Origin of the sequence: Actinoplanes sp. G11-F43, from assembly GCF_050589265.1 — a bacterium.
GTDB lineage: Bacteria > Actinomycetota > Actinomycetes > Mycobacteriales > Micromonosporaceae > Actinoplanes.
In genome coordinates this window covers 257593-278385 of record NZ_JBNZCE010000042.1, presented here as the reverse complement: position 1 = coordinate 278385, position 20793 = coordinate 257593, and the positions used below count along the sequence as shown (strand labels likewise).

At 71.7% G+C, this 20793-nt stretch carries 14 protein-coding genes and 1 pseudogene; 10 read left to right on the top strand and 5 right to left on the bottom strand.

Translation table 11 applies throughout. From position 1 onward, the window contains the following. Window positions 1–1515 precede the first annotated feature (1515 nt). Window positions 1516–1767 (bottom strand): hypothetical protein, encoded by a 252-nt coding sequence (locus ACQ0O7_RS37825; RefSeq protein WP_430789863.1) that lies wholly within the window; start codon window positions 1765–1767, stop codon window positions 1516–1518. 666 nt (window positions 1768–2433) lie between these two features. Here ACQ0O7_RS37825 and ACQ0O7_RS37820 point away from each other — a divergent pair. Then, entirely contained in the window at window positions 2434–4371 is a 1938-nt protein-coding gene (locus ACQ0O7_RS37820; protein ID WP_430789861.1) for a WG repeat-containing protein, read from the top strand. 6 nt (window positions 4372–4377) lie between these two features. After that, entirely contained in the window at window positions 4378–5376 is a 999-nt protein-coding gene (locus tag ACQ0O7_RS37815; RefSeq protein ID WP_430789859.1) for an aldo/keto reductase family protein, read from the top strand. Between the two features lie 220 nt (window positions 5377–5596). On the opposite strand, the gene ACQ0O7_RS37810 is transcribed toward ACQ0O7_RS37815, so the two are convergent. Next, window positions 5597–6418: a site-2 protease family protein gene (locus ACQ0O7_RS37810; RefSeq protein ID WP_430789857.1), complete on the bottom strand. Its 822-nt coding sequence runs from the start codon at window positions 6416–6418 to the stop codon at window positions 5597–5599. A 13-nt stretch (window positions 6419–6431) separates the two neighbouring features. Then, a complete protein-coding gene (locus tag ACQ0O7_RS37805) occupies window positions 6432–6629 on the bottom strand; it encodes a hypothetical protein (protein WP_430789855.1) in 198 nt (65 codons plus the stop codon). Between the two features lie 84 nt (window positions 6630–6713). On the opposite strand from ACQ0O7_RS37805, the gene ACQ0O7_RS37800 reads away from it, so the two are divergent. Together ACQ0O7_RS37800 and ACQ0O7_RS37795 are read left to right on the top strand one after the other, a co-directional pair. Beyond that, a complete protein-coding gene (locus ACQ0O7_RS37800) occupies window positions 6714–8606 on the top strand; it encodes a bifunctional adenosylcobinamide kinase/adenosylcobinamide-phosphate guanylyltransferase (protein WP_430789853.1) in 1893 nt (630 codons plus the stop codon). Then, window positions 8599–9333 carry an adenosylcobinamide-GDP ribazoletransferase gene (locus ACQ0O7_RS37795; RefSeq protein WP_430789851.1) on the top strand — a complete coding sequence of 245 codons (735 nt, stop codon included), beginning with the start codon at window positions 8599–8601 and terminating at the stop codon, window positions 9331–9333. The genes ACQ0O7_RS37800 and ACQ0O7_RS37795 overlap by 8 nt, the downstream gene beginning before the upstream one ends. 246 nt (window positions 9334–9579) lie before the next feature. On the opposite strand, the gene gcvT is transcribed toward ACQ0O7_RS37795, so the two are convergent. Continuing rightward, window positions 9580–10671: a glycine cleavage system aminomethyltransferase GcvT gene (gcvT, locus tag ACQ0O7_RS37790; protein WP_430789849.1), complete on the bottom strand. Its 1092-nt coding sequence runs from the start codon at window positions 10669–10671 to the stop codon at window positions 9580–9582. 119 nt (window positions 10672–10790) lie between these two features. On the opposite strand from gcvT, the gene ACQ0O7_RS37785 reads away from it, so the two are divergent. After that, on the top strand, window positions 10791–12326 hold the full coding sequence (locus ACQ0O7_RS37785; protein WP_430789847.1) for a leucyl aminopeptidase: 1536 nt from the start codon (window positions 10791–10793) through the stop codon (window positions 12324–12326). A 14-nt stretch (window positions 12327–12340) separates the two neighbouring features. On the opposite strand, the pseudogene ACQ0O7_RS37780 reads toward ACQ0O7_RS37785, so the two are convergent. After that, window positions 12341–12652: pseudogene (locus ACQ0O7_RS37780) on the bottom strand (hypothetical protein); the annotation flags it as partial. A gap of 164 nt (window positions 12653–12816) precedes the next feature. On the opposite strand from ACQ0O7_RS37780, the gene lpdA reads away from it, so the two are divergent. The 5 genes from lpdA to ACQ0O7_RS37755 all read left to right on the top strand — a co-directional run bounded on the left by lpdA (window position 12817) and on the right by ACQ0O7_RS37755 (window position 20791). Next, a complete protein-coding gene (gene lpdA / locus ACQ0O7_RS37775; RefSeq protein ID WP_430789845.1) occupies window positions 12817–14208 on the top strand; it encodes a dihydrolipoyl dehydrogenase in 1392 nt (463 codons plus the stop codon). 38 nt (window positions 14209–14246) lie between these two features. Then, on the top strand, window positions 14247–15986 hold the full coding sequence (gene sucB, locus ACQ0O7_RS37770) for a 2-oxoglutarate dehydrogenase, E2 component, dihydrolipoamide succinyltransferase (RefSeq protein WP_430789843.1): 1740 nt from the start codon (window positions 14247–14249) through the stop codon (window positions 15984–15986). Between the two features lie 83 nt (window positions 15987–16069). Then, the gene (locus ACQ0O7_RS37765; protein WP_430789841.1) at window positions 16070–16987 is read left to right on the top strand and encodes a TIGR01777 family oxidoreductase; all 918 of its coding nucleotides are present in this window, start codon (window positions 16070–16072) and stop codon (window positions 16985–16987) included. A gap of 31 nt (window positions 16988–17018) precedes the next feature. Continuing rightward, a complete protein-coding gene (locus tag ACQ0O7_RS37760) occupies window positions 17019–18890 on the top strand; it encodes a DUF2079 domain-containing protein (protein ID WP_430789839.1) in 1872 nt (623 codons plus the stop codon). 116 nt (window positions 18891–19006) lie between these two features. Beyond that, window positions 19007–20791, top strand: a complete 1785-nt coding sequence (locus ACQ0O7_RS37755) for a DUF2079 domain-containing protein (RefSeq protein ID WP_430789837.1) — start codon at window positions 19007–19009, stop codon at window positions 20789–20791. Window positions 20792–20793: the final 2 nt, after the last annotated feature.

Genomic DNA, 20793 nt, shown 5'->3' with positions numbered 1-20793 from the left:
CCGGTGTCCGGTCCCGCGGGCCTGGCCCCACACGCCGCACCCGGCGTCGCGCCGGTTTCCGGCATCGCCACGCCCGGTGCGGCTCCGGTCTCCGGGCTCGCCGCACCCGGTGTCGCCCCGGTCTCCGGCATCGCCACACCGGGCGGACACCCCGCGCCCGTCTCCGGCATCGCCGGCGGTGGCGGGGCAGGTGTCGTACCGGTCTCTGGTGTCGCCACGCCTGGAGTCGCACCCGTTTCCGGCGTCGCCACGCCTGGAATCGCACCGGTTTCCGGCGTCGCCACGCCTGGAACCGCACCGGTTTCCGGCGTCGCCACGCCTGGAACCGCACCGGTTTCCGGTGTCGCCACGCCAGGGGTCGCACCGGTTTCCGGAGTGGCCCGTGCGGATCTGCACTCCACGCCTGGAGTCGCACCGGTCTCCGCGCCCGCCTTCGACGGGCCGCACGCCGGGGGCGGACCGGTGGCCGGAAGTGGCGGTTCCGGCGTTGGGATGGCGTTCTCCCCGGACCAAGGGTCGGGCTCCGGGCAGCGAGAGCACGACGAGGAGCAGGACCCCACCCGTCCGCTCGACCCACGGCGGCTCGGGCACGCGGGGCGGGCCAGCGGTTCGCGGGACGACGCGTCGGATCCCGAGGACCCGACGCGGCCGTTCGGGCTGCGGCGGTCCGGGACCGCCCCGGTGGTGTTCCCCGATGATCGGCTCCAGGCCGTCGACGGTGGATCGGCCGATTCTCAAGCTGGAACCCCGCAGGCCGAGACGCCTCACCCGGGAACTCCTCAGGCGGGCACCCCTCAGGTTGAGACGCCTCAGGTGGGAACGCCTTACGGTGGGACGCCTCTCACGGAGCCCGGTAGCCACACCGGGCCGGCCGGGGGCGGGACCGTCGGGTCGGGTCAGGGTTCGGATCAGACCGATGGTGGCGAATCCGAGGGGCACGGTCTCGGCTGGCTGCTGTCGCTGAGCGGGCATGGCGGCTCGACTCCGGTGATCGAACCCGAGGCGGAGGTCGCGGAGCAGGCGCCAGCCGTCGAGGAAGCGCGGCCGCTGGGATGGTTCGCCGCCCCGGTGGAGGCCGACGAACCGACCGCCGGAGAGACCGAGACCTTCGCTGTCACCGAGACCGAGGCCATCGCCGTCGCTGAGGCCGAGGCCGCCGCCGATACCGAGACCTTCGCTGTCACCGAGACCGTCGCCGTCGGTGAGGCTGCCGCCGACACCGAGGCCATCGCCGTCGCCGATACCGGGGTCAAGGCCGTCGCCGAGACTGAAGCCGAAGAGCCTACGGAGGACGGGCCGCCGTCGGGCGCGGCGTCCGGCGAACCCGACACGGCATACATCGTGGTCGACCGCATGCTTGCCGAGGCGGGGACTGAGGCGGCCGACGTGGCATACGTCGAACCGGTGGCGTCATACGAGCCCGCCGACATGCCGCACGCCGGGCCGGCCGATGCGGAGGTTGCGGTTGAGGTGCCGCACGCAGGGCTTTCGGTGACGGAGATTTCGGCTGCGGCGTCACACACCGAAACTCCGGTGGTGGCGATGCCGAGCGTCGGGAGCGGATCTGCCGCGTCCGAGGCCGGCCCGGCGGACGAGGTTCCGGCCGAGGTAGCGCCCGCTCAGGTCGAGGCCGAGGTAGCGCCCGTCCGGATCGAGGCCGAGACAGCGCCCGTCCGGATCGAGGACGAGACAGCGGGAGACGACGCTGCGCCGGTCCGGGGCGAGGACGATGCGGTCCGCAAAGCGGGTGTGGACGAAGCTGCGCAAGGGTCGGTTGAGACGCTCGCAGTGGTGCGGACGCTTGTCGAATCGGAGGATTCCGGGAGGGCTGCGGAAGGAGCCGATTCGGGAGATGTCCTCGCCGAGGCTGGACCCGATCCGGCGGAGGATCCCCTCGTCGAGGCGGAACCTGAACCGGCGGAAAGCGGGCCGATGACAGAGACCGCGGCGGTGGAGACCGCGGCGGTGGAGACCGGGCCGGTAGACGTGGAGGCGGCCGGTCATGAGTCGGGGGCGGGCTCGTCTGTGGGTGAGGACGCGCCTTCGACGGTCGGGACCAGTGCGCTCGCTGCGGCCAAGAACATCGTTGGCCTCAGGCCCGCGGAGAAGGATGAGGTCTCGAGCGAAGGTCGCGACCCGGTGGTTGCGGGTGAGGCTGGGGAGCGTGTCGATTCGCGAACCGGATCCGAGGAAGATGAAGACTTCGACTCGGTTGGATCCTCTGCGTCGGTAGCGGTATCCGACGCGCTCGGGCGGCCGGAGACTTCGGCAGTCGGCGTCGCGGACGGCACGGAGATCCCGGCTGGCACGGAGATCCCGGCTGGCACGGGCATCCCGGACGACGCGGAGAGCGCGGACGACGCGGAGAGCGCGGACGACGCGGAGAGCGCGGACGGCACCGCAAGCGCGGCCGAGGTCGAGACGGTCGCTGGGGTGGATGAGCTTTCTGAGGCTGCCTGGTCGGCTGCCTGGGTGGAATGGCAGGGCTTCGGCGGGCACGGGGATGTGGGCGGCCTCTCCGAGGCTGACTGGCGCAAGGTCTGGGCTGACTGGCAGGACTTCGGCGGGCACGGGGAGACCGTGACGCCCGGAGCGGTTCCGGATGGCGAGGCTGCCCGGGTAGAGGACGGCGAGACCGCGGACGCTGACAGCCCGGCCGAGGACGCCGCCGGTCTACCGGTCGCGGCCGAGGACGACGACCCGGAGATCGGCACGGCCGAGGCTGACGAGACGCCTGAGGTCGAGACGACAGCAGAGGTCGACGAGACAGCTGAGGCTGAGGCGACCGCTGAGGCTGAGACGACGACTGAGGCTGAGGCGACGACTGAGGCGCTGAGCGGGCCTACCGCTGACGATCTGGCCGGAAACGATCAGGCTGAGGCCGGCACGCCCGCGACCGTGGACGCGGCGACCCCGGCCGTTGAGGAGACGGTGGCCGCCGAGGGAGGCGGGGGTGGGGACGCTGCTGAAGACGTACCCAGACAAGCGGTGGAAGCGGGGGACGCGGAGACCGGAAGTGACACGCCCTCGCGCAAGGCGCCACCCGCGTCGGTGGGTGAGCCGGTGCGGCAGCGCCGGGACCAGCACGCCCCGAAGGACCGGCGGAGGGCCGACCCGGAGCAGATCCTGGCCTCGTATCCGTGGACGTTCGATCCGCGGACGCTGCGGGAGACCGTGGACGAGACGGACCGGCTGGGGGATCTCGCCGACCGGCTGACCGACCGGCTGGAGTTCGCCGAGCGGGACAACGTGCGGGCCGGCCTGCTGAGCCTGCGCGCGGTGGTGTCGAGGGTGCTCGGTGAGCTGGACGACGCGCTCGCCGACGGCCGGGAGGGGCTGCGCCACGCGGAGGCCAGCGGTGAGCTGCGGACGGTGTCGATCGCGCAGGCGCGGCTGGCGCACGTGCTGCACTGGCGGGGCGAGTTCGACGAGGCCGACGAGTTGTACGCGAAGGCCGAGTCGGTGGAGCTGCCGTCGTCGACCCGGGCGGAGATCGTCGAGCTGGCCGGGCGGTCACTGTTCGATCAGGGGCGGTTCCTGGAGGCGGTGAACCACTTCGAGCGGGCGCTGAACATCCGGCACGGTGACGATCCGGAGCGGGTGGAGCGGATCGAGCTGGCGCTGGACGAGATCACCCGGCGGACCGAGGACGGCTGGGGACCCTATCCGCGGGCCCGGGACGAGGCCCCGGTGCGGCTGCTGGACGACGGCACCGGGCTGTGGGGGTACGCGGCGGCGGTGGAGCCGCGGTTCGCCGAGGCGCAGCCGTTCGCCGAGGGGGTGGCCTGGGTACGCCGCCCGGACTCGCCGTCCTGGGAGCTGATCGACGCCGGCGGCGAGCTGGTGATCACGTCGGCGCACGGGTACCTGTCGGCGGGACCGTTCGCCGACGGGCTGGCCTGGGTGCGGCGGGACGACACCGGCTGGTTCGCGATCGACCGGGAGAACCAGCTGATCGTGCCGCCGGCCGCCTTCGAGGACGCCCGCCCGTTCCGGCGTGGCCTGGCGATCGTCCGGCAGGGCGGGGTGTGGGGCGCGGTGGACCGGCAGGGCCGGATCGTGGTGCCGCCGGCGTTCCCGCGGTTCCTGACGTCGCTGCACGTGGGTGGCCCGGTGGACGGGTTCACCGACGAGGGCCTGGCCGTGGTGGACGCCGGGGAACGGTTCGGGGTGCTGGACCGGACCGGGCAGCTGGTGGTGCCGACCGTGCACGCCGCCGTGGTGATCCACCCGACGGCGTTCCTGGTGCGGGACGCGGCCGGGCTGTGGGGTGCGCTGGACCGCAAGGGTGAGCCGCTTGTCGACATCGGCCACCGGGATCGGGATTCGGTGGTGGAGGCTCTGCCGGACGAACCCCGGCCGGTTCTATAAAGGGGCATGGAGTTTCGTCATCTGGGCCGTTCCGGCCTACTGGTCAGTGAGATCGCCTACGGCAACTGGATCACCCACGGTTCGCAGGTGGAGGAGGAGGCCGCGGTCGCCTGTGTGCGCGCGGCCCTCGACTCCGGGATAACCACCTTCGACACCGCCGACGTGTACGCCGGAACCCGAGCCGAGGAGGTGCTGGGCCGGGCCCTGAAGGGGGAACGGCGGCAGGGCCTGGAGATCTTCACCAAGGTCTTCTGGCGGACCGGTCCGGGACCGAACGAGAGTGGCCTGTCCCGCAAGCACATCATGGAGTCGATCGACGGTTCGCTGCGCCGGCTCGGCACCGACCACGTCGACCTCTACCAGGCGCACCGGTTCGACCACCACACGCCGCTGGAGGAGACCATGGAGGCGTTCGCCGACGTGGTGCACGCCGGCAAGGCGCACTACATCGGGGTGTCGGAGTGGACGGCCGGGCAGATCCGGGCCGCCAAACCGATCGCCGACCAGCTGCGGATCCGGCTGGTGTCGAACCAGCCCCAGTACTCGATGCTGTGGCGGGTGATCGAGGCCGAGGTGGTGCCGGCGTCGCAGGAGCTGGGCCTCGGGCAGGTCGTCTGGTCGCCGCTGGCGCAGGGTGTGCTGACCGGCAAGTACAAGGCCGGGGAGGAGCCGCCGGCCGGGTCGCGGGCCACCGACGACAAGTCGGGTGCCGGGTTCATCGCCCGCTGGATGGGTGACGACGTGCTGGGCACGGTGGCCCGGCTGGAGCCGCTGGCCGCTGAGGCCGGGCTGACGATGGCCCAGCTGGCGCTGGCGTGGGTGCTGCAGAATCCGAACGTGTCGGCGGCGATCATCGGGGCGTCCCGGCCGGAGCAGGTGCGCGACAACGTGAAGGCGGCCGGGGTGAAGCTGGACGAGGCCCTGCTGAAGGCGATCGACGAGATCGTGGATCCGATCGTGACCCGCGACCCGTCGCTCACCTCCAGCCCGGCCAAGCGTCCCTAGGTTCCGTGTGGCGGGTCGGCGGGGGGNGCGCGACAACGTGAAGGCGGCCGGGGTGAAGCTGGACGAGGCCCTGCTGAAGGCGATCGACGAGATCGTGGATCCGATCGTGACCCGCGACCCGTCGCTCACCTCCAGCCCGGCCAAGCGTCCCTAGGTTCCGTGTGGCGGATCGCGTGGGGCTGGGCCACGCCGCAGCCCCACGCGATCCACCACCCAGAACCTAGCTCTCCCAGAACCTCATCAGCTGGAATCCGCTCGCGTAGAACTGCCAGTCGACGCCGAGGATCCCGGCCAGGAAGTCCACGGCGGTGAAGAAGTACGAGCCCACCTCGGTCTGCCAGAGCAGCAGGAACAGCACCAGGAAGCCCCACGGGGCGATCAGGTTCCAGGCGCGCTGGTAGGCCGGGCTCAGCCACGGCTGGATGATGCCGCCGCCGTCCAGGCCGGGAATCGGCAGGAAGTTCAGCATGCTCGCGCTGATCTGCAGGAACACGAGCAGGCCCAGAGCCGCCCAGAACGCGATGTGATCGCCGTCGGCCACCCACCGCCCGGTCGGGTCCTGGCTGAGCTCCGGGGCCAGGCCGACCAGGAACGGGATCGCCACGACGATCGCCAGGACCACGTTGGTCAGCGGGCCGGCCGCGCTGATCAGCGAGTGCCGCAGCTTGCTCGCGATGTACCGGTGGTCCACCCAGACCGCACCGCCGGGCAGGCCGATGCCGCCGAGGATCACCACGATCACCGGCAGCACGATGGACAGCAGCGGGTGCGTGTATTTCAGCGGGTTGAGCCGCAGGTAGCCCCGGTCGGCGACGGTCAGGTCACCGGAGAAGTAACCGAGGACGGCATGCGCGTACTCGTGCAGGCAGAGCGAGATCAGCCAGCCGGTGATGACGAAGATGAAGACGTCCAGCCCGACGTTGCCGAACTCGTTCCAGGTCATCACCCCGCTGACCACGAAGACGGCGACGATGCCGACGAAGACCGGGCTCGGCACGAAGGCGTTGCGAGGCGTACGGGTGTAGACCGGTTCGTAGGTCACGTCGTCAGCCCTGTCACTCGGCCGGCTGGAGGCTCATCTGGTAGTCCACCCGGTCGTCCTCGACCAGGGTGACCGTGCCGACCCCGGAGGTCTGCAGCTGCCGCCACTCCTGACCGATCCACGACTCGGCGTCCGCCTGGCTGCTGAACGTCTCGGCAGGCCCGTCGACCGGCTTGCCATCGACGTCTTCGTAGCGCCAACTCCACGGCATAGAGCCGCCCCCTCACGTCACATACCTCAGTGGGCTTCCACCCTACGGCTTCCACCCGTGCGACCCGGCTCTAAGGTACGGGGCATGTCCGATGATCGGTGGAACACGGTTCTGGTGCTCGGTGGGATCCGCTCCGGCAAATCCGGGTTCGCCGAGTCCCTGGTGGCCGGCGCGCCGTCGGTGCGTTACGTGGCGACCGCGGCCGGCGGCGAGGACGACCCGGAATGGCAGTCACGCATCGAGGCCCATCAACGGCGGCGGCCACAGTCGTGGAGCACCGAGGAGGTCAGCGGAGATCCGGCGCTGCTGACCGAGCTGATCCGGTCGGCCGGCCCGGACGACACACTGCTCGTCGACGACCTCGGCGGCTGGGTGGCCACCGTGCTCGACCCGGCCCGGCAGCCCAACGACGACGAGGCCGACGTGGCGGCGCTGGCCGCGGCGGTCCGGGACACCACCGCGCGGGTCGTGATCGTCAGCCCGGAGGTCGGGCTGTCGCTGGTCCCGATCACGCCGGTGGGGCGGGCGTTCGCGGACGCGCTGGGCACCACCAATCAGGCGCTGGCCGCCGTCAGTGACGGGGTGGCTCTGGTCGTCGCCGGGCAGCCGACCTGGCTGAAGGGCACGGCCACCCCGGTCGCCCCGGCCGCCGAGGAGGCGACGGTGGTGATGTCCCGGCCGGTCGCGATGGCCACGCCGAGCACCCCGGCGCCCCCGCCGCCACCGGTCGAGCCGGCCACTGTGGTCATCCCGGTGGCCGCTGACGAGCCCGCCCCGAACGCCGCCCTCAGCGAGTCCACGATGATGCTGCCGCTGGTGGCGTCCGGGCTCACCGAGATCAAACCGGGCATGGACCTGCCGCTGCCGGACAGCGACTCCGGCCCGGACGCCCGGGAACGCCTGAGCACCCTGGACCTGCCCGGCGGCGGGCTGGGCGCGCTGGGCGAGGCGGTCGAGTTCGCCGCCGCCACCCAGGCCACCGTCACCCCGCGCGCCTGGACGGGGGTGCGGGTGGTGGTGGTCGCCGGTACCCGTACCGGCGGGGCGGTCGCCGGGGTGGACCACGCCGATGTGGAACGCCGGATCGCCGAGGCGGAGCGCGGCGAGGGTCTGCTGGGCCGGCTGGCCGCGCAGGCCGGCGCGGACGTCGCGGTCCACCGCACCGAGGCCGGTGGCGCCATGGAGGACGGCCCGGTGACCGGGGAGGCCGAGGTGGAGGCCGCGCTGCGGGACGGCTGGAAGCTGGCCGACGCGGCGGCCGACGCCGGCCGGGACGTGATCGTGCTGGCCGGGATCGGTGCCGGGACGGAGGCCGCGGCGACCGCGGTGCTGGCCGCCACCACCGGGTCCGAGCCGGTGGCCACGCTGCCGCGGGTGCGGGTGCCCGGGGCCCGGTTCGACGACGCGGCCTGGATGGCCCGCTGCGCGGCGATCCGGGACGCCCTGCACCGGATCCGGCAGGAGCCGCGCGGCGCCACCGACATCCTGCGCCAGATCGGCGGCCTGGACGTGGCGGTCGCCACCGGTGTGCTGCTCGGCGCCGCCGCCCGGCGTCTGCCGGTGCTCGTCGACGGCCCGCTCGGAATCGCCGCCGGGCTGGTCGCCCGGGATCTGGCCAGCCAGACCCGGCACTGGTGCCTGCTGGCCGAGGCGGGCACGCTGGCGCTGGTCCGGCAGGGCGCGGACGTGCTCGGCCTGACGCCGGTGCTGCAGGTGGGCCTGGATCTGGGCGAGGGGGCGAACGCGCTGTCGGTGCTGCCGCTGCTGCGTACCGCGGTCGGCCTGGCCTCGGCCTCGCCGGTGCATCCGGCGCTGCTGGGTGAGGTCGGCGACGACGGCCTGGACACCGGCGCGGACCCGGACGGCGACGATGACGATCCGGACGACGACGAGCTCGACGAGGACGCGCCGGACATCGCGTTCAACACCGCGGCCTTCAACACGGTGAACTTCCGCGAGCCGAACCCGGGTGCTTGACGGCATCCGGCTGGCGGTCACCACGCTGACCGTGCTGCCGCTGCGGGTGGGCCGGGTGGACCGGTCCGCCGCGGCGGTGGCGATGGCGGTGGCGCCGGCGGTCGGGGCGCTGCTCGGGCTGGTGCTGGCCGGGCTGCACGAGGGGCTGCGGGCGCTGGGGTCACCGGCGCTGGTGGCGGCCGGGGTGACGGTCGCGGTGGGCGCGTTGCTGACCCGTGGGCTGCATCTGGACGGGCTGGCGGACACGGTGGACGCGCTGGGGTCGTACCGGTCCGGGCCCGCCGCCCTGGAAATCATGAAAAAGGCGGACATCGGGCCGTTTGGCGTGGTGGCGCTGGTGGCCACCACGCTGATCCAGGCCGCCGCCCTGACCGAGGCCGGCCCGTGGGCGCTCGTCGCCGCCTGGACCGCCGGGCGGCTGGCGATCACGGTCGCCTGCCGCCGAGGGGTGCCGGCGGCCCGGCCGGAGGGCTTGGGCGCCCTGGTGGCCTCCACGGTGCCGCTGTGGGCGGTCACGCTCGCCGCGGCGTTCACGGTCGTCCTGGCGGCCGCCGCGGTGCCGGGCCGTCCGTGGCAGGGCCCGGCCGCCGTCGTCACCGCCATGTTCGCGGTGGTCCTGCTGCTCCGTCATTCGGTACGCCGTTTCGACGGCATCACCGGCGACGTCCTCGGTGCTTCAGTCGAGCTGGCGGTAACGCTGACTCTGATAGCCGCAACCCTCGGGTAAGGCCACCCCGCGTGCCGACTTACGGCGCGCATCGCACCACAGCGCGGCACACACCAGGCACCAACCACCCGCGTGCCGACCTACGGCGCGAAACACACCACAGCGCGGCACACGTCACGCACCAACCACCCGCGTGCCGACTTACGGCGCGCATCGCACCACAGCGCGGCACACGTCACGCACCAACCACCCGCGTGCCGATCTGCGGCGCGGAACGGACCGCAGTGCGGCACGCGGGTGGGGCGGTCAGCGGACCGACGGCGTGACGAACGGGGGCTTCACCAGGCGGGCCTCGATGCGCCGGCCCCGGATGTCGATCTCGACCAGGTCACCGTCGGCCAGCCCGGCGGCGGTGTCGATCAGGGCCAGCGCGATCCCGACCTTCTTCGTCGGCGAGAAGGTGCCGCTGGTGGTCTCGCCGACCGGGTTCTCCCCCGCGTACACACTCATGTGCCCTCTGGGGATGCCGCGACCGGTCAGCTCCAGGCCCCGCAGGGTGCGACGCGGGCCCTCGGTCTTCTCGGCCTGGAGGGCCGCCCGCCCCCAGAAGGCCGGCTTGCCCCAGCCCACCGCCCACCCGGACCGGGCCTGGACCGGGCTGATGTCGAGGCTGAGCTCCTGGCCGTGCAGCGGGTAGCCCATCTCGGTGCGCAGCGTGTCCCGGGCGCCGAGACCGCACGGCCGCACCCCGGCGGCGATGATCGCGTCCCACACCGCGGCCGCCCCGTCCCACGGGACGACCAGCTCGTAGCCGTGCTCGCCGGTGTAGCCGGTCCGGCAGACGATCAGCTCGGTGCCGCCGAGGACAGCGGTCTCGAACGACATGTAGTCGTGCGACACAGGCAGCCCGAGCTTGCCGAGCAGCTCGGCGGACTGCGGGCCCTGCACGGCCAGGACGGCGTGCGAGCGGTGCTCGTCGGTCACCTCGACGCCGGCCGGCGCGGCCTCGCGGAGCCGGCGGACCACCTCGGCGGTGTTCGCGGCGTTCGGGATCAGGAAGACGTGGTCGTCGCCGTACAGGTAGGCGATCAGGTCGTCGACGACACCGCCGGACTCGTCGCAGCACAGCGTGTACTGCGCCTTGCCGGGCTCGATCCGGCCCAGGTCGTTGGTGAGGCAGGAGTTCACGAAGGCGGCGGCGCCGGGACCGGTGACCCGGGCCTTGCCGAGGTGCGACACGTCGAACACACCGGCCGACTCACGGACCGCCGCGTGCTCCTTCAGGACGCCACCGCCCGCGTACTCCAGGGGCATGTCCCACCCGCCGAAGGAGGCGAACTTGGCGCCCAGGGAGGCGTGGCGGTCGTGCAGGGGGGACTGAAGAAGCTCGGCAGACATGAGACTCAACTTACCGGTGACCTTGGGCGGGTTTAGAGTCGCGGAGACAACACGTGCTTCCCATAGCCGGAGATTTGCCCACAGGCGTGTTTCCGGCCCCGACGTCCCGGAGAGTCCGAGTGACCCAGCCCACCCTCAGCCTGGTCGACACCGACCCGGCCGAATCAGCGGTCGACGCCATCGTCATCGGCCTGCACAGCCAGCCCGACGAGGACGGCACCCTACTGCCCGCGGCCGGCGCGGAGAGCATCGCCGCGGCGTTCGACGGCAAGCTGACCGCGACGCTGGCTCTGCTCGGCGCGACCGGCGCGGCGGGTGAGGTGACCAAGCTGGCCACGCTCGGCACGATCGCCGCCCCGCTGCTGGTCGCGGTGGGCCTGGGCGCCGAGCCGACCGGTGCCGCGCCGGAGCTGGAGACGCTGCGCCGGGGTGCCGGCGCGGCGGTCCGCGCGCTGGCCGGCAGTGCCACCGTGGAGCTGGCGCTGCCGGTGCCGGACGACTCCGGCGCCGCCCCGGTGCTGCGAGCCACGCTGGAGGGCGCGCTGCTCGGCGGGTACCGGTTCGCCGGTTACAAGTCGAAGCCCGCGAAGGGCCGCCGGGAGCCGGTCGGCGAGCTGCGGCTGCAGGTGCCGGACGCCGCCGACGAGACGGCCGCGGCCGAGCTGCGGCGCGCCGAGATCGTGGCCCGGTCGGTCCGGCAGAGCCGCGACTGGGTGAACACGCCGCCCAACGAGCTGCGCCCGGCGAACCTGGCCGACCAGGTGGCGGCGGCCGCGAGCGAGGCCGGCCTGGCTGTCGAGGTGCTCGACTTCGAGCAGCTCAAGGCCGGCGGGTACGGCGGCATCGTCGCGGTCGGGCAGGGCTCGGAGGCCCCGCCGCGGCTGGTCAAGCTGACCTACACGCCGGAGGGTGTGGACAGCCCGAAGCGGGTGGCGCTGGTCGGCAAGGGCATCACCTTCGACACCGGCGGGGTGAGCATCAAGCCGGCCGCGGGCATGTGGGAGATGAAGTCCGACATGGCCGGTGCGGCCTCGGTGGCGGCCACCATGCTGGCGATCGCGGCGCTGAAGCCGAAGGTCGCGGTCTCCGGCTACCTGGCGATCGCGGAGAACATGCCGTCCGGGTCGGCGTACCGGCCGGGCGACGTGATCACCATGTTCAACGGCAAGCGGGTGGAGGTGTTCAACACCGACGCCGAGGGCCGGATGGTGCTGGGTGACGCGATGGCGCGGGCCTGTGCGGACGGCACCGACTATCTGTTCGAGACGTCCACGCTGACCGGTGGGCAGGTGATCGCGCTGGGCAAGCGGATCGCCGGCCTGATGGGTTCGGACGAGGCGACCGCGCTGGTGGAGAAGGCCGGGACCGCGGTCGGCGAGCCGGCCTGGCGGATGCCGCTGCCGGACGACGTGCGCAAGGGCATGGAGTCGGACATCGCCGACATCTGCCAGACCAACGCGAACATGGACCGGGCCGGGCACATGCTCCAGGGTGGTGTCTTCCTGCGCGAGTTCGTCGCCGAGGGGGTCGAGTGGGCGCACATCGACATCGCGGGACCGGCCTACCACACCGGTGAGGCGACCGGTTACTGGACGAAGGGCGGCACCGGTGTCCCGGTGCGCACCCTTCTCGCGGTGGTCGACGGTCTGTCCTGACGCCGGGGGCGNGGGCGGCGCTTCTGCCGCTCGTTGTAGTCCCGCATCCGCTGCGGGTATCCGAGCAGCTTGATGTCGTAGATCGGCATGCTGAGCTGATGGCCGAACTTCCAGGCGACATCGGGTGAGCCGATCCGGCGACGGGTCCATTCACCATCGTGTGCGACAAGCAACAGCGTGGTCTCGGTCACTGTGGTCTGCGGCTCGATGAAGGCCTCGACTCCCCGACGGGAGCGGAAGAATTCCGTAAGATGCTCAAGATCGGCCTGGTTGACCTGCCGGCCGCCGGTTCCGCCGGACTTGGGACGCCGTCGAAACCAAGCCACTGCTCCTCCTCGCGTTCGATCCCGCAAGGGTACGTCGGACCGACGTGTCGTGGGGCACCTGGCTGCATTGACCGGGTCGAGAAGTGACAAGATGTCAGCGACGGGACTGTGACCGTTTCCATTGTGTGACCCACACCGGAGACGATGCGACCACTGGAGTCAACGTGAGCCAGCCCAACGGCGGAACCTTCGACATCGTCATTCTCGGCGCGGGCAGTGGCGGCTATGCGGCCGCGCTGCGTGCCGCTCAGTTCGATCTCAAGGTCGCGCTGATCGACAAGGCCGAGCTAGGCGGCACCTGCCTGCACCGCGGCTGCATCCCGACGAAGGCGCTGCTGCACGCCGCCGAGATCGCGGACCAGACGCGCGAGAGCGAGCAGTTCGGTGTCAAGGCCGACCTGGTCGGGATCGACATGGCCGGCGTCAACGCCTACAAGGACGGTGTGGTCGGGCGCCTCTTCAAGGGCCTGACCGGCCTGCTCGGGCACAACAAGAACATCACGATCGTCCAGGGCGCGGGCAAGCTCGTCAGCAAGGACACCGTCGAGGTGGACGGCAAGCGCTACACCGGGCGCAACGTCATCCTCGCCACCGGCTCCTACTCCCGCTCGCTGCCCGGCCTGGAGGTCGACGGCACGCGGGTGCTGACCAGTGAGCACGCCCTCAAGATGGACCGGGTGCCCGCCTCCGCGATCGTGCTCGGCGGCGGCGTCATCGGCGTCGAGTTCGCCAGCGTGTGGAAGTCGTTCGGCGCCGACGTGACCATCGTCGAGGCCCTGCCCCGCCTGGTCGCGGCGGAGGACGAGGAGATCTCGAAGCAGGTCGAGCGCGCCTTCCGCAAGCGGAAGATCAACTTCAAGGTCGGCAAGCCGTTCGAGAAGGTCGAGAAGACCGAGAACGGTGTGAAGGTGACCATCCAGGGCGGCGAGACCCTGGAGGCCGAGGTCCTGCTGGTCGCGGTCGGCCGTGGCCCGACCACCGCGAACCTGGGGTACGAGCAGCAGGGCATCACCCTGGACCGGGGCTTCGTGATCGTCAACGAGCGCCTGCACACCGGCGTCGGCAACATCTACGCCGTCGGCGACATCGTGCCCGGCCTGCAGCTCGCGCACCGCGGCTTCCAGCAGGGCATCTTCGTGGCCGAGGAGATCGCCGGCAAGAACCCGGCGGTCATCGACGAGGCGGGCATCCCGCGGGTCACCTACTCCGACCCCGAGGTCGCGTCGGTCGGCATCACCGAGGCCAAGGCCAAGGAGAAGTACGGCGCCGACAAGGTCTCGACGTACAACTACAACCTGGGCGGCAACGGCAAGAGCCAGATCCTCAAGACCGCGGGCTTCATCAAGCTCGTCCGGGTCGAGGACGGCCCGGTCGTCGGCGTCCACATGGTCGGCGCGCGGGTCGGCGAGCTCGTCGGCGAGGCCCAGCTGATCACCAACTGGGAGGCCTTCCCCGAGGAGGTCGCCCAGCTCGTACACGCCCACCCGACGCAGAACGAGGCGCTGGGCGAGGCCTTCCTCGCGCTCGCGGGCAAGCCGCTGCACGCGCACAGCTGATTTCGATCGCGTTCTGACGTTAAGGAGTTTGGGAGAACATGCCGACATCGGTAACCATGCCGCGGCTGGGTGAGAGCGTCACCGAGGGCACCGTCACCCGCTGGCTCAAGCAGGAGGGCGAGCGCGTCGAGGCGGACGAGCCGCTGCTCGAGGTCTCCACCGACAAGGTCGACACCGAGATCCCGTCGCCTGCCGCGGGCATCCTGTCGAAGATCGTCGTGGCCGAGGACGAGACCGCGGAGGTCGGCAGCGAGCTGGCCGTCATCGCCGGTGACGGCGAGGAGGCCCCGGCCGCCGCCGCACCGGAGCCCGAGGCCGAGCCCGAGCCCCCCGCCCCGGCCGAGCCGTCCACCGAGAAGCCGGTCGAGGCCGAGGCTCCGGCCCCGCAGACCGGAGGTGGCACGTCCTCGGGTGGCGCCGCCGAGGGCACCGAGGTGAAGCTGCCCGCGCTGGGTGAGAGCGTCACCGAGGGCACCATCACCCGCTGGCTGAAGGCCGTCGGCGACACCGTCGAGGCGGACGAGCCGCTGGTCGAGGTCTCCACCGACAAGGTCGACACCGAGCTGCCGTCGCCGGTCGCCGGCACCCTGCTGGAGATCAAGATCGGCGAGGACGAGACCGCCGAGGTCGGCGCCGTCCTGGCGATCGTCGGCACGCCGTCGGAGAAGGCCCCGGAGCCCGCACCCGCGCCGGAGAAGAAGCCGGAGCCCGCCCCGGCTCCGCAGCAGGCGCCCGCGCCCAAGGTGGAGAGCGCTCCGGCCCCGCAGATCCCGCAGGCCACCGAGACGGCGAAGCCCGCCCCGGCCCCCGCTCCCGCCGCGTCGAACGGTGCCGGCGACGCCGGTTACGTCACGCCGCTGGTCCGCAAGCTGGCCGCCGAGAAGGGCGTGGACCTGTCCACCCTGACCGGCACCGGTGTCGGTGGCCGGATCCGCAAGCAGGACGTCGTCGACGCCGCGGAGAAGGCCGCCGCCGCGAAGGCGCCGGCCGAGGAGAAGCCGGCCGCCGAGAAGCCGGCCGCGAAGCCCGCCCCGGCGAAGGCCGAGCCGAGCCCGCTGCGTGGCCGCACCGAGAAGCTGACCCGGATCCGCGCGACCATCGCCCGCCGCATGGTGGAGTCGCTGCAGATCTCGGCGCAGCTGACCACGGTGGTCGAGGTGGACGTCACCAAGATCGCCAACCTGCGGAACAAGGCGAAGGCCGACTTCCAGGCCAAGCACGGCGTGAAGCTGACCTTCCTGCCGTTCTTCGCCCTGGCCACGGTCGAGGCGCTGCAGCAGCACCCGGTGGTCAACTCCTCGATCGACGTCGAGGCGGGCACCGTGACCTACCACGGCGCCGAGCACCTGGGCATCGCGGTGGACGCCCCGAAGGGCCTGGTCGTCCCGGTCCTGAAGGACGCCGGTGACCTGAACCTGGGTGGCCTGGCCAAGCGGATCGCGGATGTCGCGGACCGCACCCGCAACAACAAGATCGGGCCGGACGAGCTGGGCGGCGGCACCTTCACGCTGACCAACACCGGCAGCCGGGGCGCGCTCTTCGACACCCCGATCATCAACCAGCCGCAGGTCGGCATCCTCGGTCTCGGCGCGGTCGTCAAGCGCCCGGTGATCGTGAACGACCCGGACCTGGGCGAGATCATCGCGCCGCGCTCGATGGTCTACCTGGCGCTCTCCTACGACCACCGGATCGTGGACGGCGCCGACGCGGCCCGCTTCCTGAGCACGCTGAAGGAGCGCCTGGAGGGCGGTCACTTCGAGGCCGACCTGGGCCTGTAAGACACCGGGCACGGGGGGTACGCCACTGCGGCGTACCCCCCGTTCTGTTTTCAAAAGGCCGATCTACGGGAAAGAATCACGGTATGCGGATCGTCATGTCCGGTGCGTCCGGCTTCCTCGGCACCCGGCTCGCTGACCGGCTGAGCCGGAGCGGCCACGAGATCGTCCGGCTGGTCCGGCGGCCCACCGACCGGCCCGGTGAGGCCACCTGGGACCCGGCGCAGGGTCGCCTGGACACCGAGGTGCTGGCCGGCGCCGATGCTGTGATCAACCTCTCCGGGGCGAACATCGGCGACAAGCGGTGGACGGCGGCGTACAAGAGGGTGTTGCGGTCCAGCCGGATCGACACCACCGACACCATCGCCCGGACCATCGCCCGGCTGCCCGAGGGCGAGCGGCCCCGCACGCTGCTGCAGTCCTCCGGGGTGGGGTGGTATGGCGAGACCGGCGAGCAGGAGGTCACCGAGGAGGCCCCGGCGGGCACCACGTTCCTGGCCGACCTGTCCCGGGTGTGGGAGGCCGCGGCCCACCCGGCGGAGGACGCCGGCACCCGTGTGGTGCTGTTGCGCACCGCTCCGACCATCGACGCCGGAGGTTCGCTGCTCAAGCCGTTGGTGCCGCTGTTCAAGCTGGGCGGGGGCGCGCGGATCGGCGGCGGGAAACAGTGGATGGCCTGGATCGCGCAGGAGGACTGGATGGCCGCCACCGAGTTCCTGCTGAACCGGGAGGACCTGGCCGGCCCGGTCAACATGGTGTCGCCGATCCCGGTGCGCAACGAGGACTTCACCCGTGATCTGGCCCGGCTGCTGCACCGTCCGGCGCTGCTGAAGGTGCCCGGCCCGGCGCTGGATCTGGTGATCGGTGAGATGGCCGGTGAGGCGCAGCGCAGCCAGCGGGTGCTGCCCGGGGTGCTGTCCGGTGCGGGCTTCGTGTGGGCGTACCCGAGGATGGCTGACGCTCTCGCCGCCGCTCTGACGCCCGAACCGGCGATGACCTCCTGAGTCTCCAGGCTTTCTTGCTACTCTCCGCCTGATGTCCGTCGTCACCGATGCCCCCGCCGCGTCCGCCGATCCGCCCGCCGAGCCCACGGCACCCCGTGCCCGGCTCTGGCGTGCCCATCTGACCGTCGCGCTGCTCGCGCTGGGGATGGCCGTCTATGTGACGAACGGGCTCTGGCGGGATCCGTACAACCATGTGCTCTCCGACAACGTCGGGGACACCGCGTTCTTCGAGTGGCTGCTCGGTTACGGCGTCTACACGCTGGGGAACGGGGCGAACCCGTTCTTCACCGACCTGCTGAACGTGCCGTGGGGTGTGAACCTGGCGGCGAACACGTCGATCTCGGTCTACACGATCCTGTTCTCGCCGTTGACCTATCTGGCCGGCCCGCAGGTCAGCTACGTGACCATCCTCACGCTCAATCTGGCCGGGTCGGCGTTCGTCTGGTACCTCTTCCTGCGCCGCTGGCTGGTCCGCAGCCCGGTCGCGGCCGGGCTGGGCGGCATGTTCGCCGCGTTCGCGCCCGGTTTCATCTCGCACGCCAACGGCCACCTGAACTGGACCGCCGGCTGGGTCGCCCCGCTGGTGATCTGGCAGGTGCTGCGGCTGCGCCAGCCGGGCCGGTGGCTGCGCAACGGCCTGGTGCTCGGGCTGATGCTGGCGGCGTTCTTCACCATCGCCGCCGAGGGGCTGTTCTTCACCGCGCTGGCCAGCGGGGTGTTCGTGATCACCTGGTCGCTGGCCGGGCCGGTGCGGGCCGAGGCGAAGGCCGCGTTCAGCACGGTGCTGCGGGCGCTCGGGGTGGCCGCCGTGGTGGCCGGGGCGCTGCTGGCCTATCCGCTGTACATGCACTTCGCCGGCCCGCAGGCGTTCTCCGGCACCGGCTACAACCAGCGGTACTTCGCCGAGGACGTGGCCGCCTACCTGTCGTTCCCGAGCCGGTCACTGGCCGCGCTGTTCGGGCTCGGCTCCGATCTGGGCCCGAACCGGACCGAGGAGACCAGCTACTTCGGCGTACCGCTGGTGGTCCTGATGATCGTCTCCGCGGTGCTGGTGTGGCGGCGGGCGGCGCCGGGCCGCAAGGCCACGCTGCGGGCGATCATGGTGACCGGCGGCGTTTTCATGGTGCTGTCGTGGGGTCCGCGGTTCAACTGGATGGACGTCGAGTGGCCGATCCCGCTGCCCTACGCGGCGCTGGCCCATCTGCCGCTCTTCGACGCGGCGCTGCCGCTGCGCCTGGCCCTGGTCGTGGTCGGTGTCTTCGGCATCCTGCTGGCGCTGGTCACCCAGGAGCTGCTGGACGGGCGGATCGAAGCACCGAACCTGCGCACCGGGATCGCGGCGGCGATCGTGGCCGCCCTGCTGCCGATCTTCCCGCTACCGGTCCGGCACCAGGAGCGCTCGCCCGAGCCGGACTTCATCGCCGACGGCACCTGGCAGCGGTACGTGTCCGAGGACGGCGTACTGACCGCCCTGCCGCTGGCCCTGAACGTGACAGCCGACGGGCAGCGCTGGCAGGCGTACACGATGGCCCGTGGCGGTCCGCAGTTCCGGATCCCCGGCGGCTACTTCCTCGGCCCGATGTCGCACGACGAGGAGGGTCGCCAGCAGACCGGCCGGATCGGTGCCCCGCCGCTGGCCACCGACTGGCTGTTCACCCGGGCCGCGATGTACGGCTACATCACCGAGCTGAGCAACGCCGACCGCGCCCAGGCTCGTGCCGACTTCGCGTACTGGGGTGTGGAGGCGGTCTTCCTGCCCGAGACGATCACCGGCAGCGACCACATGACGCTGTTCCGCAACGCCGTCGAGGTGACCGCGACTGATCTGCTCGGCCCGCCCGAGGAGGTGGACGACGTGCTGCTGTGGCGCATCCGTCCCGGTGTGGACCCGATCGATCGATGAGTTCGGGCACGGATAATCTCCGCGACGTGACGATCGCCGCGCCTGCCCCGACCGTTTCCCCGCCCACCCCTGGAGATGAGGGGATATCCCGGCGTAGATGGCCTGCTCATCTAGCCATGGCCGCCGTCTCGCTGGCGGCGGCCGTCTACGTCTGTCAGGGGCTCTGGCGGGCGCCCTTCCGCAACGTGGTGGCCGACAACGTCAGCGATCAGGGCCAGTTCGAGTGGATGCTGTCCTACGGCGTCTATCTGCTGCAGCACCTGACCAACCCGTTCTTCACCGAGCTGCTCAACGCGCCCCGCGGCGTCAACCTGGCGATGAACACGTCCAGCACGTTCTACGCCGTGGTGTTCTCGCCGCTGACCCATTTCGCCGGCCCGCAGATCACCTTCGTCACCATCCTGACCCTGAACCTGTCCGGTTCGGCGTTCGTCTGGTACCTCTTCCTGCGCCGCTGGCTGGTCCGCAGCGGGCTGGCGGCGGCGGTCGGCGGGCTGCTGTTCGGCTTCTCCCCCGGCCTGGTCTCGCACGCCAACGGGCACCTGAACTGGACCTCCGGCTGGATGGTCGGCATCGTCGCCTGGTGGGTGCTCAAGCTCCCCGAGCGTGACCACTGGCTGCGCAACGGCATCGTGCTCGGCCTGCTCTGCACGATGGGCTTCTCGGTGGCCGCCGAGGCGCTCTTCTTCGCCGCCCTGGCCAGTGGGCTGTTCCTGGGCATCTGGTGGCTGTCCGCGCCCGGCCGGCGGATGACCAGGGCCGCGCTGCCGCCGGTGCTCAAGGCGCTGGGGGTGACCGCGGTGGTCGCCGGGACGCTGCTGGCGTACCCGCTCTACATGCACTTCAACGGCCCGCTCAAGTTCTCCGGCACCGGGTTCCGGATGCGGTTCTACTCCGAGGACCTGGTGGCGTACGCGGCGTTCCCGCTGCCCTCGGTGGCCGGCGCGCTCGGCTGGGGCGCCGACCTGGCCCCCAACGCGACCGAGGCCACCTCGTTCCTGGGCGCCCCGCTGATCCTGCTGTTCATCGTCGCGCTGGTCCTGCTGTGGCGCCGGGCGTCGGCGGAACGCCGGGTCACCCTGCGGGCCCTGAGCATCCTCGCGGTGCTGTTCTTCGTGCTGTCGCTCGGCCCGCGGCTGCGGTTCCTGGGTGAGGAGCAGTCGCACATCCCGCTGCCGTACGCGCTGCTGCTGGACGCTCCGCTGTTCGACTCGGCGCTGCCGGTCCGCTACACCCTGGTCGTGGTGGTGATCTTCGCGATCGTGCTGGCACTGTTCGTCGACGAGTTCCTGACCCGGCGGCTCGCGGCCCGGATGGCGATGGGTGTGGCGGTGGTCGCGGCGCTCGCCCCGATCGCCCCGCTGCCGCTGAAGACCCTGGAGCGGGCCCCCGAGCCGCAGTTCATCTCCAGCGGCGCGTGGCAGGAGTACGTCACCGACCACGGCGTGATGACCTCCCTGCCGCTCTCCATCGACGTGGCGGTGGACAGCATGCGCTGGCAGGCGTACACGATGGCCCGTGGCGGCGACGCGCAGTTCCGCATCCCCGCCGGGTACTTCCTCGGCCCGCAGGACTACGAGGAGACCGGCCGGCACCTGGTGGGCCGGGTCGGCGCGCCGGACCGGCCCACCGACCGGCTGTTCTACCGGGCCGCCCGCTGGGGTCAGGTGCCGAAAATCACGAATGTGGAGCGTCAGCAGGCCCGGCTCGACCTGGCCTACTGGGAGATCCAGGCGATCTTCCTGCCCGAGACGCTGACCGGCCCGAACGGCATGCTCAACCGGGACGCGCTGCTGCGCCTGACCACCGATCTGCTGGGCCCGCCGGAGCCGGTGCAGGACGTGCTGGTGTGGCGCGTGCGACCCGGTGTGGACCCGGTCGACCAACCCGAACAGGACTAGGC